The 17,698-nt window shown below is 74.4% G+C and carries 14 protein-coding genes and 1 pseudogene; 9 read left to right on the top strand and 6 right to left on the bottom strand.

Features of this window, described 5'->3' with window-relative positions; genetic code table 11:
• Nucleotides 1-103 precede the first annotated feature (103 nt).
• A complete protein-coding gene (gene pgi, locus IEV86_RS05260) occupies nt 104-1,786 on the bottom strand; it encodes a glucose-6-phosphate isomerase (protein ID WP_043605623.1) in 1,683 nt (560 codons plus the stop codon).
• Between the two features lie 123 nt (nt 1,787-1,909).
• Between pgi and IEV86_RS05265 the strand changes: the two genes are divergently transcribed.
• Nucleotides 1,910-2,530, top strand: a complete 621-nt coding sequence (locus IEV86_RS05265; RefSeq protein WP_043605621.1) for a flavodoxin family protein — start codon at nt 1,910-1,912, stop codon at nt 2,528-2,530.
• 9 nt (nt 2,531-2,539) lie between these two features.
• Nucleotides 2,540-3,388, top strand: coding sequence for a DUF72 domain-containing protein (locus tag IEV86_RS05270; protein WP_043605619.1), 849 nt, complete (start codon nt 2,540-2,542; stop codon nt 3,386-3,388).
• Between the two features lie 69 nt (nt 3,389-3,457).
• On the opposite strand, the gene IEV86_RS05275 is transcribed toward IEV86_RS05270, so the two are convergent.
• The 3 genes from IEV86_RS05275 to IEV86_RS05285 form a co-directional block, all read right to left on the bottom strand.
• Complete coding sequence (locus IEV86_RS05275) at nt 3,458-4,912, bottom strand: RNB domain-containing ribonuclease (protein WP_043605617.1); 1,455 nt, start codon at nt 4,910-4,912, stop codon at nt 3,458-3,460.
• Nucleotides 4,913-5,135: 223 nt separating this feature from the next.
• On the bottom strand, nt 5,136-6,347 hold the full coding sequence (locus IEV86_RS05280) for a pyridoxal phosphate-dependent aminotransferase (protein WP_043605615.1): 1,212 nt from the start codon (nt 6,345-6,347) through the stop codon (nt 5,136-5,138).
• 112 nt (nt 6,348-6,459) lie between these two features.
• Nucleotides 6,460-7,815, bottom strand: a complete 1,356-nt coding sequence (locus IEV86_RS05285) for a multidrug effflux MFS transporter (protein ID WP_229734474.1) — start codon at nt 7,813-7,815, stop codon at nt 6,460-6,462.
• 92 nt (nt 7,816-7,907) lie between these two features.
• On the opposite strand from IEV86_RS05285, the gene IEV86_RS05290 reads away from it, so the two are divergent.
• Nucleotides 7,908-8,651 (top strand): SOS response-associated peptidase, encoded by a 744-nt coding sequence (locus IEV86_RS05290; RefSeq protein WP_043605613.1) that lies wholly within the window; start codon nt 7,908-7,910, stop codon nt 8,649-8,651.
• Between the two features lie 54 nt (nt 8,652-8,705).
• Here the strand turns inward: IEV86_RS05290 and IEV86_RS05295 are convergent, their stop codons facing one another.
• Both IEV86_RS05295 and IEV86_RS05300 read right to left on the bottom strand, forming a co-directional pair.
• Nucleotides 8,706-9,860, bottom strand: coding sequence for an adenylate/guanylate cyclase domain-containing protein (locus tag IEV86_RS05295; RefSeq protein ID WP_229734475.1), 1,155 nt, complete (start codon nt 9,858-9,860; stop codon nt 8,706-8,708).
• A 14-nt stretch (nt 9,861-9,874) separates the two neighbouring features.
• Nucleotides 9,875-10,846, bottom strand: a complete 972-nt coding sequence (locus IEV86_RS05300) for a biotin--[acetyl-CoA-carboxylase] ligase (RefSeq protein WP_052426132.1) — start codon at nt 10,844-10,846, stop codon at nt 9,875-9,877.
• 113 nt (nt 10,847-10,959) lie between these two features.
• Here IEV86_RS05300 and IEV86_RS05305 point away from each other — a divergent pair, with 113 nt between their 5' ends.
• The 6 genes and pseudogenes from IEV86_RS05305 to IEV86_RS05330 all read left to right on the top strand — a co-directional run.
• Nucleotides 10,960-12,555, top strand: a complete 1,596-nt coding sequence (locus IEV86_RS05305; RefSeq protein WP_043605611.1) for an acyl-CoA carboxylase subunit beta — start codon at nt 10,960-10,962, stop codon at nt 12,553-12,555.
• Entirely contained in the window at nt 12,552-12,788 is a 237-nt protein-coding gene (locus IEV86_RS05310) for an acyl-CoA carboxylase epsilon subunit (protein ID WP_188484566.1), read from the top strand. The genes IEV86_RS05305 and IEV86_RS05310 overlap by 4 nt, the downstream gene beginning before the upstream one ends.
• Nucleotides 12,789-12,857: 69 nt before the next feature.
• Nucleotides 12,858-14,570, top strand: coding sequence for a DUF885 domain-containing protein (locus IEV86_RS05315; RefSeq protein WP_043610089.1), 1,713 nt, complete (start codon nt 12,858-12,860; stop codon nt 14,568-14,570).
• 293 nt (nt 14,571-14,863) lie between these two features.
• On the top strand, nt 14,864-16,306 hold the full coding sequence (locus tag IEV86_RS05320; protein WP_081978943.1) for a dicarboxylate/amino acid:cation symporter: 1,443 nt from the start codon (nt 14,864-14,866) through the stop codon (nt 16,304-16,306).
• Nucleotides 16,307-16,675: 369 nt separating this feature from the next.
• A complete protein-coding gene (locus tag IEV86_RS05325; RefSeq protein WP_152605800.1) occupies nt 16,676-17,161 on the top strand; it encodes a DUF6318 family protein in 486 nt (161 codons plus the stop codon).
• A pseudogene (locus IEV86_RS05330) lies at nt 17,161-17,698 on the top strand (hypothetical protein); the annotation flags it as partial. The gene IEV86_RS05325 and the pseudogene IEV86_RS05330, both read left to right, overlap by 1 nt.

Raw genomic sequence — 17,698 nt, forward strand, 5'->3', positions numbered from 1 at the left:
GTTCGACCGTAGGCAGAGGGCCCCGAGGAGGCGCGCCGAACGACGACGGTGCCCCTCGCCCGGGGTGGGCGAGGGGCGCCGGTCGGGGCGGGCCGGGCGGCCGTCAGCCGCGCGTGCGCAGGTAGTACTCGATGAGCGCGCGCGTGGACGGGTCCTGCTGCGCCAGCGCGTCGGTGTCGCCCTCGACGGCGGGCGCGATCTGGTTGGCGAGGACCTTGCCGAGCTCGACGCCCCACTGGTCGAACGAGTCGATCCCCCACACCACGCCCTGCACGAAGGTGATGTGCTCGTAGAGCGCGATGAGCTGGCCCAGCACCGACGGCGTGAGGGCGGGCGCCATGATCGACGTCGTCGGCCGGTTCCCGGCGAACACGCGCGCCGGGACGATCTCCTCGGCCGTGCCCTCGGCGCGGACCTCGTCGGCGGTCTTGCCGAACGCGAGCGCCTTGGTCTGGGCGAAGAAGTTCGCGAGGAACAGGCCGTGCACGTCGGTGTCGCCGTCGCGCAGCGGGTGGGCCGGGTTCGCCACGGCGATGAAGTCCGCGGGGACCAGACGCGTGCCCTGGTGGATGAGCTGGTAGAACGCGTGCTGCCCGTTGGTCCCGGGCTCTCCCCAGAAGACCTCACCGGTCTGCGTGGTGACCGGCGTGCCGTCCCACCGGACCGACTTGCCGTTGGACTCCATCGTGAGCTGCTGGAGGTAGGCGGGGAACCGGTGCAGGTGCTGCGCGTACGGCAGCACCGCGTGCGTGTGGGCGTCGAAGAAGTTGACGTACCAGACGTTCAGAAGACCCATGAGGACCGGCACGTTCTGCTCGAGGGGCGTCGTCCGCAGGTGCTCGTCGACGGCGTGGAAGCCCGCGAGGAGGTCCCGGAACCCGTCGGGACCGATCGCGATCGCGAGCGACGTCCCGATGGCGGAGTCGAGCGAGTACCGGCCGCCGACCCAGTCCCAGAACCCGAACGCGTTCGCCGGGTCGATCCCGAACGCGGCGACCTTGTCGAGCGCGGTGGACACGGCGACGAAGTGCTTGGCGACGGCCGCCGCTCGCGCGTCGTCGTCGTCCCCGATCGCACCCGCCGCCGCCAGCCGCTCCCACAGCCACGTCCGCGCGAGGCGGGCGTTGGTCAGCGTCTCGAGCGTCCCGAAGGTCTTGGACGCGACGATGAACAGCGTCGTCGTGGGGTCGAGGTCGGCGACGGTCTCGGCGACGTCGGTCGGGTCGATGTTGGACACGAACCGGACCTCGATGCCGTCCTGCACGTACGGCTGGAGCGCCTCGTACGCCATGACCGGCCCGAGGTCGGAGCCACCGATGCCGATGTTGACGACGCTCCGGATGCGCTCGCCGGTGACGCCCGTCCACTCCCCCGAGCGCACGCGGTCGGCGAAGGCGAAGACCTTCTCGAGCTCGGCCTGCACGTCGGCGTCCACGTCCTGCCCGTCGACGACGAGCGGCGGCGTCGCGCCCGCGGGTCGGCGCAGGGCCGTGTGCAGCACGGCGCGTCCCTCGGTGACGTTGATGCGGTCCCCGCGGAACATCGCGTCCACGCGGTCCGCGAGGTGGACCTCCTCCGCCAGGCGCACCAGGAGCGCGAGCGTCTCGGCGGTCACGAGGTTCTTGGACAGGTCGACGTGCAGGTCCGCCACGGTGCGCGTGAGGCGCTCGGCGCGGTCGGGGTCCTGGGCGAACCAGCCGCGCAGGTCGGGCCCGAGCGAGGCCTTGTGCTCCGCGAGCGCGGCCCACGCGTCGGTCGAGGTCGGGTCGATGGGTGCAGTGGTCACCCCGACAACCTACTGACGGCCGCACGCCGCTGCGTAGGCCGACCGGCCCGCGACGGCCCCGGAGGCGGTGCCGCGCGGGCGTCAGCGGTCGCGTCCTGCCGGTACCTGATCGACGATGCCGACATGACGCACGCGACCCCTCCCCTGACCGCCGTCGTCCTGGTCGGCTCGCTCAAGTCCTCGTCCGAGCCGTCGAGCAGCGAGCTGCTCGCGCGCCAGGTCCTCGACGCGATGGCCCCGCACGGCGTCACGGGCACGGTCGTGCGCCTCGCCGACCACGACGTCCGGCCCGGCGTCGAGGTGGACATGGGCGACGGCGACGCGTGGCCCGCGATCCGCCGGCAGGTCCTCGACGCCGACATCCTCGTCGTCGCGACGCCGATCTGGATGGGCCAGCCGTCGAGCGTGACCAAGCGCGCGCTCGAGCGGCTCGACGCCGAGCTGTCGGAGACCGACGACGAGGGACGCATGCTCACCTACGGCAAGGTCGCGGCGGTCGCGGTCGTCGGCAACGAGGACGGCGCGCACCACACGAGCGCGGAGGTCTTCCAGGCGCTCAACGACGTGGGCTTCACGCTGGCCGCCGGCGCGGTGACGTACTGGGTCGGCGAGGCGATGGGCTCGGTCGACTACAAGGACCTCGACGAGGTGCCCGAGAAGGTGGCAGCGACCACCGCGACCCTCGCGTCCAACACCGCGCACCTCGCACGGCTGCTCAAGACCTCGGCCTACCCGCCCGTCTGAGGTGTCGCCGTGAGCGTGCGCATCGGGATCTCGGGGTGGCGGTACTCCGGGTGGCGCGGCGTCTTCTACCCGCCCGGGCTGCCGCAGCGCCGCGAGCTCGAGCACGCGTCGCGCCTCCTGTCGACGATCGAGGTCAACGGGTCGTTCTACTCGCTCCAGCGCCCCGAGAGCTACCGCGCGTGGGCCGAGCAGACCCCCGACGACTTCGTCCTCTCGGTCAAGGGCGGCCGGTTCATCACGCACATGCTCAAGCTCACGAGGGCGGACACCGCGCTCGCGAACTTCTTCGCCCAGGGCGTGCTCGCGCTCGGGCCGAAGCTCGGGCCGTTCCTGTGGCAGCTCCCACCGACGCTGCGCTTCGACGCCGACCGGCTGACGACGTTCTTCCGAGCGCTCCCCCGCACGACGACGCAGGCCGCGGCGCTCGCCGCGCAGCACGACGAGCGCCTCGACGGGCGTGCGGTGACCGAGGCGGACGCGGAACGCCCGCTGCGGCACGTCCTCGAGGTGCGGCACCCCACGTTCGACACCCCCGAGCTCGTCGACCTGCTCCGTGCGCACGACGTCGGGCTCGTCGTCGCGGACACCGCGGGCCGGTGGCCGCTCATCGAGGAGGTCACGAGCGACCTCGTCTACGTCCGGCTCCACGGCGGCGAGGAGCTCTACGTGAGCGGTTACGACGACGCGTCGCTGGCGCGCTGGGCCGACCGCGTGCGCGGCTGGGACGCCGACGGCCGCGACGTGCTCGTGTACTTCGACAACGACGTCAAGGTCCACGCCCCGTTCGACGCGATGCGCCTCGCGGCGATGCTCGGCGTGGGTCCCGCGACCGCCGCACGGGCGGTGGCCGGTGGCTGAGGGCGGCGCGGCACCCTCGGTGCCTCCCGACGCGGACGTCGAGGCGCTGCGCCGGGCCGGGGCGTGAGGTCAGGCGATCACGAAGAGGACCCGGCGCGCGACCGGGTCGGCCTCGACCAGCCGGACCTGCACGCGCGCACCCAGCTCGGCCCGGCCCTCGAACGGCGCCAGCACGGGCGGGTCGGTCACCTGGACCCGGCCCTGCGGGCGCCGCTCGTCGACGTCGACGACGACGGCGGCCACGACCTGGCCGACGCGACCCGCGAGGAGCGCGGCCTCGGCGGCGTCGACCACGGCGCGCTCGAGCGCACCCGCGCGGCGGTCCGACCCGGTCATCACCTCGGGCAGCGACGGGAGCGCCTCGCGCACCCACGCGGGGACCTCTGCCCCGCGGTGCAACGCCTCGCACGCGACGAGCCCGAAGCGGTCGACCAGACGGCGCAGCGGAGCGGTGACGTGCGCGTAGGGCGCCGCGACGGCGGCCTGCTCGACCACCTCGGGCAGCTCGCCGTCGACCGCCGTGTACCCCGCCCCGCGGAACAGCGCGGTCGAGCCGTGCAGGAGCGCGAGATGACGCGGGTCGCGCGCGTCGAGGGACCTCAGCACGTCGCCGTGGCGCGCGCCGTCGGGCCAGTCGACGCCGAGCGCGAGCGCCTGCCGGCGGAACGCGGCGACGTCGCGCGGGTCCGGGGGCGGCATCGTGCGGAGCAGCCCGACCCGGCCCCCGAGCATGATCTGCGCGGCGGCCATCCCGGTCATGAGCGACAGCTGCGCGTTCCAGTCCTCGCTCGGCAGCGGCGGCCGGAGCCTCAGCTCGTAGCCGTCCGGGTGGACCACGACCTCCTGGTCCGGGATCGGCAGCGCCGCACCCCCGCGGGCGCGCTCCTGCTCGATGCGCAGGAGACCCACGTCGCGCAGTCCGAGGAGCACCTCGTCGGCCGTGCCGGAGTCCACCGCGTGCTGCACACCCTCGTAGTCGAGCTGCGCACGGCTGCGGACCATCGCGCGCTCGAGGCGCACCGCCGTCGTCGCACCCGTGTCGTCGAGGTCGAAGGTCCACAGGAACGCGGGCGCCTCCTGGCCGGGCAGCAGGCTCGCCGCTCCCTCGCTGAGCACGGGCGGGTGGAGCGGCACCCGTGTGTCGGGCGCGTACATCGTCTGGCCGCGGCGGCGCGCCTCGTCGTCGACCGCACCGCCCTCGACGACGAACGCCGGGACGTCCGCGATCGCGTAGTGCACCCGGAACCCCGTGCCACGTCGCTCGACGTGCAGCGCCTGGTCGAGGTCGGTCGCCCCCGGCGGGTCGACCGTGACGAGCGGGACGTCGGTCCGGTCCGCCGACGGGAGGTCGGGCTCGCGGACCGCGCGCTCCGCCTCCGCGAGCACCGCGGCGGGGAACACCGTCGGGAGCTCGAGCTCGCTCCGGATCGCCTCGAGCGCCCGGTCGAACGGTGCGCGCTCCACGACGTCCGGCCGCGCGGGTGCCGGCTCGGCGGTGCGCAGCGTGCGGACCCTCGTCGGCATGCGTCCTCCTCGGGCTCGGCGTCGCGGGCGGGCTCGTCGGCAGGAGCGACGGCCGTCCCCGCCACCCTAGGGACGACCGCCGACGACGGCGCGGTGGCGCCCCGGGTTGCGAACCGGACGAACTCCACATATGTGCACAAGCCTGGGGACGAAGATCGTGAAGACCCGCAGGAGCCACGGCCACGAACTCGACGGACCCCCGCCGCTCGGTTCCCTCGTCCGTTCAGCCCCGGAGCCCCGCGAGCCGTCCGACGGCGTCGCGGAGGACGTCCTCCCGCTTGACGAACGTGAAGCGCACGCTCGCCGCGAGGTCGTCCGCGGCGCGCGAGCCGCGGCGGCAGAACGCGCTCACCGGGACGCCGACCACACCCACCTCGGGCAGCCGACGGCACAGGTCCACGCCGTCCTCGACGCCGAGGGGTCGCGCGTCCGCGACGACGAAGTACGTCCCGGCAGGCACGGTCACCGTGAAGCCCGCCGCCTCCAGACCCGCGCACAGCAGGTCGCGTCGGTGCGACAGCGAGCCGACGAGCTCGTCGAGCCACGCTCGCGTGCGCCCGTCGTCGTCCGCCAGCGCGGCCGCCACGGCGTGCTGGAACGGACCGCCCGAGACGTACGTGAGGTACTGCTTGACGGCCCGGACCGCCTGCACGAGGTGGGCCGGGCCGCTCACCCAGCCGATCTTCCAGCCCGTGAAGGACAGCGTCTTGCCCGCGGACGACACCGTGAGCGTGCGCTCCGCCATGCCCGGCAGCGTCGCGATCGGCACGTGCTCGACGCCGTCGAACGTGAGGTGCTCGTAGACCTCGTCCGTGACCACGACGACGTCGTGCTCGTGCGCGACGCGCGCGACGGCCTCGAGCTCGGTGCGGTCGAGCACGGCGCCCGTCGGGTTGTGCGGCGTGTTGAGCACGATGAGCCGCGTCCGCGGTCCGACCGTCGCCGCGAGCGCGTCGAGGTCGAGGCGGAAACCGCCGGGCGTCCGGACGAGGGGGACCCCGCGGTGCACCGCTCCGGCCATCGCGATCGCCGCGGGGTAGGAGTCGTACGCCGGCTCGATCGTGACGACCTCGTCGCCCGGGTCCGCGAGCGCGAGCACGGCGGCCGCCAGACCCTCGGTCGCGCCCGCCGTCACGAGGACCTGCGTCGTCGGGTCGAGGCGGATCCCGTAGCGGCGCTCCTGGTGGGCGGCGACCGCCTCGAGGAGCGCCGGGACACCGGCCCCCGGCGGGTACTGGTTGTGCCCCGCGCGGATCGCGGCGACGGCGGCCTCGGCGACGTGCGCGGGGCCGTCGACGTCGGGGAACCCCTGACCGAGGTTGATCGACCCGGTGCGGACCGCGAGCGTGGACATCTCGGCGAACACCGTCGCGCGGACCGTCCCGTCGTCGGCGACGAGCCCCGCCGCGGACACCACGTCGTGCCACCTGACCATCGGGTCAGGCTATGCGGTCGCGGCTGGCCGGGGCGTCGGGCGCCCCGGGCCCGTCCCAGGCGCCGCGACCGGCGCCGGTGCGCCGCGCCGACGCTAGTGCGCCGCGCTGGCCCTAGTGCGCCGCGCCCGCCGGGACCGCGCCGTCGCCCTGCAGCAGCGACTCGGGCTCGAGACGCTCGCGCGCGCCGCGCCGGTAGGCGGGCGTGCCGAGCGCGAGCGCGAGCTGCGCCACGACCATGCTGCCGAGCATCACGGCCGTCATCGCGACGGCGTCCCCGCCGAGCACCCCGACGAGCGGGCTGACCGCCCCCGCGAGGCCCGCCTGGAGGAAGCCGATGACCGCGGCCGCCGTGCCCGCACGCTCGCCGTGGCGGCTGAGCGCGAGCGCCGAGGCGTTCGCCATGACGAAGCCGAGGGCGGCCGTCGTGAGCCAGATCGAGCCGACGAGCCCTGCGACGCCGCCGAAGCGCGTGGCCGCGACGACGACGACGAGCACCGCGAACGCCGCCGAGACCGGCAGACCCACGCGCAGCAGCGCGAGCGGACCCGTGCGGCGCACCAGCGCGGCGTTGACCTGCGAGCCCGTCACGAGCGACGTCCCGCCGAACGCGAACGCGAGCGCGAACTGCTGCGCGGTCAGCCCGTACTCGGTCTGGAAGACGAACGACGACCCGGCGACGTAGCTCATGATCAGCGCCATGCCCATGCCGGGGATGACCGCGAGGGCGACGAACCGCCCGTCCCTGAGCAGCTCGGGGTACCCGCGCACCGACGCCGCGAACCCGTGCGCGCTGCGACGCTCGACGGGCAGCGTCTCGGGGAGGAACCGCGCCGTGACCAGCAGGACGACGCCCGCGAACAGCGCGAGCGTCACGAACACCGCACGCCAGCCCCACGCGGCGGCGATGACGCTGCCCGCGGTCGGGGCCAGGAGCGGCGCGACGGCGATGACGAGCATGAGGCGCGAGATGATCCGCGCGGCCTCCGAGCCGGTGTAGCGGTCACGGATCGACGCCATCGCGACGACCGTCGCCCCCGCGCTGACCAGGCCCTGGAGCACCCGGAGCGTCGCGAGCGCGCCGATCGTGGGCGCCACGACGCACAGCAGCGAGATGACGACGTGCAGGCTCACGCCGATGAGCACCGGGAGGCGCCGGCCGACGCGGTCGGAGAACGGTCCGACCAGCAGCTGGCCGATCGCGCCGCCGATGAGCATGCCGGTGATCGTGAACTGCGCGGCGGCCTCGGTCGTCATGAGGTCCTCGGCCACCTGCGGCAGCGACGGGAGGTACATGTCCGTCGTCACGGCGGGCAGGAGGGTCAGCATGCCGACGAGGAGCACGAACCAGGCGGTGCGCTCCCGCGCGGGCGGGGCGGCTGCGCGCGTCGGGCGGATGCCGCCGTCGCGCGGGCCGGGCGTGCCCTCGGCGGACGTCGCCACGGGGCGCTGGGAGGTGGGTGCGGTCACCCGGGGATTCTCGCATCGAATCGATTCGGGTGGCACGTCCTGGACCACATCGTGGCAGGCGTCACGTCGGACCCTCAGGGCATGCTGAGGGCATGTGCGGCCGTTACGCCTCCTTCCGGGACGCCCTCGACCTCGCCGACCACTTCGACGTCGAGCACGACGACGTCGCGGAGGACGCGCGCCTGCTCCCTCCCTCCTGGAACACCGCCCCGACCGACGCGGTCCGCGTCGTCGTCGAGCGCGAGCACGGCGACGACGGCGTGCGCCGGTCGCTGCGCCTCGCGCGGTGGGGCCTGGTCCCGAGCTGGGCCAAGGACCCCTCGATCGGGTCCCGCATGATCAACGCCCGCGTCGAGTCGCTCACCGAGAAGCCCGCCTTCCGGCGTGCGGTCGTCGCACGACGCTGCCTCGTGCCGGCCGAGGGCTGGTACGAGTGGCAGGCGGCGCCCGAGGGCTCGCGCCCGCGAACGCCCAAGCAGCCGTACTGGATCCACTCGCCGGACGGCTCGCCCCTCGCGTTCGCGGGCCTCTACGAGTTCTGGCGCAACCCGACGCTGCCCGACGACGACCCGCACCGCTGGCTCGTGACCATGACGATCGTGACGGGCGGCGCCCCCACCGACGACCCGGCGCTCGCCGCGATCCACGACCGACGGCCCGTGACGCTCGAGCGCGACGCGTGGGACGCGTGGCTCGACCCGACGCTCAGCGACACCGACGCCGTCGTGGCGCTGCTGCACCGTGACCCGCCGTCGTTCGTCGCGACCCCCGTGTCCACCGAGGTCAACAAGGTCGGCACCGACGGGCCGCAGCTCGTCGAGCCGGTCGAGGTCTGACGACCGCCCTGACCGACGGGCCCGGGTGGGCCGGGTGGGCCGGGACGGGCCCGTTCAGTCGCCGTCGGCCGTCGAGGCGGCCAGGTGCGCGAGCCGCACGGGGCGCATCGGGCCGACCCCGGGCAGGTCCTGCTCGGGCAGCTCGTCGAGCAGGTAGCCGCCGATCCGACGCAGCACGTCCGCCGTCCCCGGGTCGACGAGCACCGTGCCGGGCTCGGCGGCGTCGGTCAGCCGCGCAGCGACGTTGACCGACGGCCCGAAGACGTCCCCGAACCGCGACAGGACGCGTCCCCACGTCCAGGCGACCCGGACGGGGCTCGGGCCCTGCAGGTCGAACGCCTCGGCGAGACCGAGCGCGACCTCGGCGCCCGTGCGGACGTCGTCGGCGACGAACAGGACCGCGTCGCCGATCGTCTTGACCACGCGTCCGCCCGTGGACGTGACGACGTCGCGCACGCGCGTCTCGAAGTGCTGCACGAAGTCGGAGAGCTCGTGGGCCTTGAGCTGTGCCGTCCGGCGCGTGAACGCGACCATGTCGGCGAAGCCCACGGCCCGCGCGAGAGGCAGCTCGTCGTCGCGCACCGGGGCGCCGCGCGCACCGCCGAACTCCGACGCGATGCGCGCCGCGATGGACGCGAGCTGACGCCGCCACGCGTGGACGAGCTGCCGCTCGAGCATCGGCGCGATGTCGGGCAGCCGCGACAGCACCATGAGTCGCGCGCTCGTGTCGTCCAGGTGGTAGCGCTCCGCCATGTGCTCGGCGAGCGCCTCGACCTGCCAGAGCACGAGGCGGTCGGTCGTGTGCCCGATCGAGCGGACCAGGGACACCGCGGTGCGCTGGGAGACGCCGTAGGTCTGGGCCGCGCGGTGCAGCGTCTCGACGACCTCCGCGTCGGCCTCGGTGTACGCGACGGCCGCGCTCTCGACCGTCGGCAGCCCGAGGGCGTGCCAGAACAGGCGGACCTCGTCGAGGTCGCCGTCGACGCGCTCGGCGATGTCCTCGAGCGACAGCGTCCGCGGGCCGCCGAGCAGCTGCGCCTCGAGGCGGGCGACGGTCGACTCGGGCCCGTGCGGCTCGGCGTGCTGGTCGGCGGGCTGCTCGGTGGTCGGCTGCTCGATGGTCGGCTGCTCGGTGGCGTCGGGCGGCCGGACCTCGGGCCGAGGGTCGCCGGGCCGCACGTCCTGGCCCGTCCCCTCCGCGTCGCTCACCCCGCCAGGCTAGTTCAGTCCGCGGAGCGCATGTGATGGACGTCACCGGCGAGCACGCGGTGCAGCGCGCCCACCCCGTCGACCACCTCGAGCGACCCGTCGGGGCCGAGCGAGCGCGCCACGCCCACCACCTCCCGGCCCGCGGGCAGGTCCACCCGGACCCGCGCGCCGAGCGTCGCGCACGCGGCCGCGCACTCCACGTCGAGGCCGGCGGCGCGCGCGTCGCCGTGCACCGCCCGCCAGCGCGTCTCGAGCCGCCACAGGTGGTCGAGCACCGCGGTCAGGACCGCCTCCCGGCCCACCCCCGCGCGGGCCCCTGCGAGCCGGAGCGACGACGCGCTCGGCACGGGCAGCTCGTCGCGCACCTGGTCGACGTTGACGCCGATGCCCACGACCGCGGCCGGGCCGCCCGGCAGCGGGACGACGTCCCCCAGGAGGCCCGCGACCTTGCGCCGCCTCCCCCAGCCGGGCAGGGCGTCGTCGCCCGGGGCCGCGTCGACGAGGACGTCGTTCGGCCACTTGAGCACCGACCGGACGCCCGCCGCCTCGTCGAGCGCGCCGACGACGGCGAGGCCGGCGACGAGCGGCAGCCACCCCCACCGGTCCACCGGGACGTCGGGCCCGGGACGCAGCACGACGGAGACGGTCACGGCGGTGTGGGCGGGCGTCGTCCACGTGCGCCCACGCCTCCCGCGTCCCGCGGCCTGGTGGTCGGCGACCAGCACCGACCGGTCGGGCCATGCGACCGGCTCCGACCCGAGCGCCGCCACGAGGTCCGCCGACGTCGACGCGGTCCGCCCGACGACGACGACGCGCCCGGTCGCGCCGCCCGCGCGGAGCGCCCGCTCGACGGCGACCCGGTCGTAGGGCACGCGCGGGTGGTCGCCACGGTGGTGAGCGCGGTCGTGAGCGTGGGCGTCCGCGCGGTCGTCCGCGCGGTCGCGGGCGTCGTCGTCGTGGCGCGGGCGGGCGTCGTCGTCGGCCATGGGGCGGACCCTAGCGACACGCGTCCTTTGTCGGGTCCCGCACACGAGGACCGGGCGACACGGTGGATCCCGTCACCGCGGGATGTGGGGACCCGACAACTACCCTCGTCCGCGTGACCGACACGACCGAAGCCACCGGGACCGCCGCGAAGCTCAGCGACCTCGCCGACCGCACGGCACGCGCCGTCGACGAGCAGGAGGTCGCGGCCGCCGCGCGTCAGCACCCCCGCGGCAAGAAGACCGCACGCGAGCGCATCGCCGCGCTCCTCGACGAGGGCAGCTTCGTCGAGCTCGACGCGTTCGCGACGCACCGGTCGACCCGCTTCGGCCTCGAGCGGCGTCAGGTGCCCGGCGACGGCGTCATCACGGGCTACGGGACCGTCGACGGTCGCCAGGTGTGCGTGTACAGCCAGGACTTCACGGTGTTCGGCGGGTCGCTCGGCGAGGTGCACGGCCAGAAGATCACGAAGGTCATGGACCTCGCGCTCCGCACGGGCGTGCCGCTCATCGGGATCCTCGACGGCGGCGGGGCGCGCATCCAGGAGGGCGTCGCGGCGCTGACGCAGTTCGCCGAGATCTTCCGCCGCAACGTCGCGGCGTCGGGCGTCATCCCGCAGATCTCGCTCATCCTGGGCCCGAGCGCGGGCGGCGCGGTCTACTCCCCGGCGCTCACCGACTTCGTCGTCATGGCGGACGGCACGTCGAACATGTTCATCACGGGGCCCGACGTCATCCGCGCCGTCACCGGTGAGGACGTCGGCTTCGAGGAGCTGGGCGGTGGCCACACGCACAACGCGCGCTCGGGCGTCGCGCACTACCTCGGCAGCGACGAGGACGACGCGATCGACTGGGTCAAGGCCCTCGTCGGCTACCTGCCGTCGAACAACCTCAGCGACCCGCCCGTGTGGGAGGACGACGCCCACGCCGACCTCGACCCGACCGAGGCGGACCTCGAGCTCGACACCCTCGTGCCGGACTCCGACTCGCAGCCGTACGACATGCGCACCGTGGTCGAGCACGTCCTCGACCACGGCGAGCTGCTCGAGGTGCAGCCGCTGTACGCGCAGAACGTGCTCGTCGGCTTCGGCCACGTGGAGGGCCGACCCGTCGGCGTCGTCGCGAACCAGCCGCTCCAGATGGCCGGCACGCTCGACATCAACGCGGCCGAGAAGGCGGCCCGCTTCGTGCGCACGTGCGACGCGTTCAACATCCCCGTGCTGACGTTCGTCGACGTGCCGGGGTTCCTGCCGGGGACCGACCAGGAGTGGAACGGGATCATCCGGCGCGGTGCGAAGCTCATCTACGCGTACGCCGAGGCCACCGTGCCCCTGGTCACGGTCATCACGCGCAAGGCCTACGGCGGCGCGTACATCGTCATGGGCTCCAAGCAGCTCGGGGCCGACGTGAACCTCGCGTGGCCCACGGCCCAGATCGCCGTGATGGGCGCGGGCGGGGCGGTGAACATCCTGCACCGCGGTGCGATCAAGAAGGTGGCCGAGGACGGCGGCGACACCGAGGCCGAGCGCGCGCGCCTGACCCGCGAGTACGAGGAGGCCCTCGTGAACCCCTACGACGCCGCGCAGCGTGGGTACGTCGACGCCGTCATCCCGCCGTCGCAGACGCGCGCCCAGGTGGTCCGGGCGCTCCGCGCGCTGCGTACCAAGCGCGCGAGCCTGCCGGCCAAGAAGCACGGGAACATCCCGCTGTGACGCCGCCGCCCGACGTGCGCGTCGTCCGCGGCGACCCGGACGACGTCGAGCTCGCCGCGCTCGTCGCGGGGCTCGCGGCCGGCGCCGCGACGGACCACCACGCGTCGACGGACGAGCACGCCGCGGAGCCCGGGCCGGCGCGACGCTCGCGCCACCGGTGGCGCGAGGCCGCCCAGGGGCTCGCCGACCCGCTGCGCCCGGGTCCTGACGCGTGGCGGTGGAGCGGCCGCTGACGGAGACACGGGCGGCCACCGGACCGCCGCCGCGGCCCGTGGCCGGGGCCCGGACGTAGGGTGCCGCCCATGACCACTGACGCTCTGCCGTCCCGCACGCCCTCGGCGATCGACGCGATCGCCGACGCCTACGTCCAGACGATCGCGCGCCTCGACCCCCTCTCGGCGACCGCAATGGGCCTGTCCGGGTACGACCACCTCATGACCGACTTCTCCCCCGCGGGCCACGAGGCGTCCGCCGAGGCGGCGCGCGCCGTCCTCGCGGAGCTCGACGCCGCGACGCCCCAGGACGACGTCGACCGCGTGACGCTCGCCGCGATGCGCGAGCGCATCGGGCTCGAGCTGGAGCTGCACGAGGCCGACGAGCTCCTCGGGCAGCTCAACAACATCGCGTCGCCCGTCCAGGCGCTGCGCGACGTCTTCGACCTCATGCCGACGGCGACGCCCGAGCACTGGGAGAACATCACCGCGCGGCTCGACGCCCTGCCCGGCGCGGCCGACGGCGTCGTCGAGTCGCTGCGGCTCGCCGCGTCGCGCGGACGCGTCGCACCCGTGCGCCAGGTGCGGGAGTGCCTGACCCAGGCCGAGGAGCTGGCCGACCCCGAGCGGTCCTTCTTCACGACGTTCGCCGCCGGCCCGGCCGTCGAGGCGGCGCTCGCGGACGCGCCCGACGCCGACGCGCGCCGAGCGGCCATCGAGCACGGTGCCCGTGCGGCGCGGTCCGCGTACGCGACGCTCGCGGCGTTCCTGCGCGACGAGCTCATGCCCGCCGCGCCCGAGGAGGACGCCGCCGGCCGCGAGCGCTACCGGCTGTGGTCGCGGTACTTCCTCGGCGCCGAGGTCGACCTCGAGGAGACGTACGCGTGGGGCCTGGAGGAGCTCGAGCGGATCGTCGCCGAGCAGGAGGCGGTCGCTGCGCGCATCGCCGGTGACGGCGCGACCGTCGAGGACGCCGTCGCGCGCCTCGACGAGGACCCGTCGCGCGTGCTCGAGGGCACCGACGCGCTCCAGCGGTGGATGCAGGAGACCTCCGACGCGGCGGTCCGGGCGCTGCGCAAGACGCACTTCGAGATCGCCGAGCCGCTGCTCGCGCTCGAGTGCCGCATCGCGCCGACGCAGAACGGCGGCATCTACTACACGGGCCCGTCGGACGACTTCAGCCGCCCCGGCCGCATGTGGTGGTCGGTCCCGCCCGGTGTCACGACGTTCACGACCTGGCGCGAGAAGACGACCGTCTACCACGAGGGCGTCCCGGGCCACCACCTCCAGATCGCGCAGGCCGTCTACCAGCGCGTCACCCTGAACACCTGGCGTCGCCTCGCGTGCTGGGTCTCGGGCCACGGCGAGGGCTGGGCGCTGTACGCCGAGCGGCTCATGGCCGACCTCGGTTTCATGGAGGACCCGGGTGACCGGCTCGGCATGCTCGACGGGCAGCGCATGCGCGCCGCACGCGTCGTGCTCGACATCGGCGTGCACCTCGGGCTGCCGTGCCCCGAGCGGTGGGGCGGCGGGACGTGGGACGCCGACAAGGCGTGGGAGTTCCTGCGCGCGAACGTGAACATGCCGGAGGGGTTCCTGCGGTTCGAGCTCAACCGGTACCTGGGCTGGCCGGGCCAGGCGCCCGCCTACAAGATCGGGCAGCGGCTGTGGGAGGCCGCCCGCGACGAGGCCGCGGCCGCGGCCGGGCGTCGCGGCGAGACCTTCGAGCTCAAGGACTTCCACCACCGCGCGCTCTCGCTCGGCTCCGTCGGGCTCGACGTCCTGCGGGTCGCGCTGAGCTGACCGCTGGCAGCTGCCGACCGCGACGGCCCGGTCCCCTCGGGGCCGGGCCGTCGCCGTGCCACGGCACGTCGATGTGAGCCATGCCACGGAACTTCTCACCGGCTTGCGGAACACCGCACCGCTCCGCCAGGTTGTGCCTCGCGATGGACAACCCCTGGAACCTCTGCGAGCGCCTGCACGTCGACCTCCGACGTCAGGCCAGCTCGGCGTGTCGGGCGCGCTGAACGACCTCGACCGCGCCGCCGTCGGCGGCGCCGCCCGCACCTGACACCCCCTCCACGGAAGGTCCTCCCGTGACCGCACCCTCCTCCGCCGCGCCCTCCTCGGACGCGCCCACCGGGCAGACGCCCCGGACCCGCAGCCGCCTGCGGCTCCCCTCCTTCGGCGTCCAGGTCCTCCTGGCGCTCGTGCTCGGCGTCGCGCTGGGCCTGCTCGCCCGGTCGATCGCCGACCCCGCCCCCGACCAGGCGGACGCGCTCACCGTCACGCTCGCCACGATCGGCAGCACGTTCGTCACGCTCCTCAAGGCGCTCGTGCCGCCCCTGATCGTCACCGCGATCATCGCCTCGATCGCCAACCTGCGGGCGGTGACCGACGCCGCTCGCCTCGCCGGCCGCACGCTGCTGTGGTTCGGCATCACCGCGCTCGCCTCGGTCCTCGTCGGCATCACGCTCGGCCTCGTGTTCCGGCCGGGCCTGAGCACGACCCTCACGACCGCCGACGCCGCCGAGCCGAGCCGCACCGGCTCGTGGCTCGACTTCATCACCGGCCTCCTGCCGGCGAACTGGCTCGGCGTCACCGCGGGCACGTCGCTCCAGCAGGCCGACGGCGCCGTCACCGGGGCCACCACGAGCCTCAGCTTCAACGCCCTCCAGCTCGTCGTCATCGCGCTCGTCGTCGGCGTCGCCGCGCTCAAGGTGGGGCCGGCCGCCGAGCCGTTCCTCACCTTCAACCGGTCGGTGCTCGCGGTCGTGCAGAAGGTGCTGTGGTGGGTCATCCGCCTCGCGCCGCTCGGAACGGTCGGGCTCCTGGGCAACGCCGTCGCGACGTACGGGTGGGACCTGCTCGGCCCGCTCGCGTCGTTCGTGGCCGCCGTCTACGTCGGCCTGGCGGTCGTGCTGTTCGTCCTGTACCCGGTGCTGCTCAGGACGCACGGCCTCTCGCCGGTGCGCTGGTTCGCCGGCGCGTGGCCCGCGATCCAGCTCGCGTTCGTGTCGCGGTCCTCGCTCGGCACGCTCCCGCTGACCGAGCGCGTCACGGTCCGCAACCTCGGCGTGCCGCGCGAGTACGCGTCCTTCGCCGTCCCGTTCGGCGCGACCACCAAGATGGACGGCTGCGCCGCGGTGTACCCCGCGATCGCCGCGATCTTCGTCGCCCAGGTCTTCGGCGTGCAGCTGAGCCTGTGGGACTACGTCCTCATCGCGTTCGTGTCCGTCGTCGGCTCCGCCGCGACGGCCGGGCTGACGGGTGCGCTCGTCATGCTCACGCTCACGCTCTCGACGCTGGGCCTCCCGCTCGCGGGCGTCGGCCTGCTCCTCGCGGTCGACAGCATCCTGGACATGGGCCGGACCGCGGTGAACGTCGCGGGCCAGACCCTCGTCCCGACGATCGTCGCGCGCCGCGCGGGCATCCTCGACGTCGAGCGGTTCGCGAGCAGCAACGCCGCTGACCCCTTCGCCGACGACGACGCCCCCGTGGCCGCCGACGAGCGCGAGCGGGTCGCGGTCACCGCCTGACGCCCGCACCGCGTCACGGACGGGCGCCGACCTCCCCGGGGTCGGCGCCCGTCCGCGTACCGGGGCTCGTCCCGGGTGCTGCCCGCCCTGGGCGCTGCTCGTCCCCAGATCGGCGTGCCGGGAGGACGGTCGTCCACAGGTCCGCGGAACCACCCCCGCGGAAGGGGTCGGCGCCGCTAGGGTCCCGTGACCATGGAACTGGGGGCGTTTCGTGGTGATGTGTCCGTGCGACTCGACCATCGGCGCGGGCCCCGCACATCGGCGCGCCGACGTACGTGGGCGGCGATGGTCGTCCTGGCCGGCGTGGCGACCGCGTGCAGCGCTCAGGAAGCCGAGCCGGCTCCGACGCCCACGCCTCCGCTGGAGGAGGTGACCCACTCACCCGAGCCCAGCCCCGAACCCACGCCCGCGCCGTCACCGCCCCAGCCGACGGCCGCCATGCAGATCGCCGACCCGGCGGGCGCGGAAGCGGCGGCCGCCTACTTCATCGAGCTCTTCCTCTACACGATGGAGTCGGGCGACACAGGACCGTGGGACCGCGCGAGCGACCCGGCCTGCGACTTCTGCAGGGCCTCCAGCGAGGAGGCGACCAGCATCCGCACCTCGGACCAGCGCTACGTCGACCTCGGGCTCACCGTGACCGACGTGGGTCTGATCCGCTTCGAGGATGCGGTCGGGACCTTCCTGGTCGAGGTGGCGTACGACTCGCGCGGGGTCGAGATCCGGTCCGAGCAGGGCGAGGTCGTCGACACCCGAGCCGAGGGCTCCGCCTTCCTCGCCCTCGAGATCGGCTACCTGCCCGGCGACGGCTGGCATCTGGTCGGCGCACAACGCCTGTCGGAGTCGGTCCGGTGATGCCTGCCCTCAGCCGCTCGACCGCCGCCGCCGCCGTCGCCGTCGTCGTCGCGGTCGGCGGAGGTGGCGAGCCGGCCGATGACCTGTTCGGTCACGCGACGGAGAACGTCGTGACGATCGGCGGGACCCAGCGATCATCAGGAGCCCGGGCGGCACAGACGACTGCCAACCCTTCGCACGAGTACGAGCGGCGCCCGGTCTTCTACTGCGGTCAGGGCGATCGCGGATCGTCCAACGGGCCGTGCATCGACGCCCCGAACGGCGGGCAGGTCGTGCGCCAGTGCACCGACGGGTCCACCGCGACGAACCCGCTCTTCCGGCGCGAGCTCGCGACCGACGGACGGTCCACCGGCCCCTGGGAGCAGGTCGACCACGGCGGCTGCCCCGAGGACCCCACCACCACCGTCGTGCTCACCGCCACCGACTTCCGCCGCCTGCCGCTGACCCCCTCCCCCACCCACCACCAACCCGCCGACGGCCGCAACCTCATCGGCAAACCCGTCATCCTGTGGACCGACCCCACACCCCAGACCCTCA

The organism is Cellulomonas carbonis (genome assembly GCF_014636275.1).
Lineage (GTDB): Bacteria > Actinomycetota > Actinomycetes > Actinomycetales > Cellulomonadaceae > Actinotalea > Actinotalea carbonis.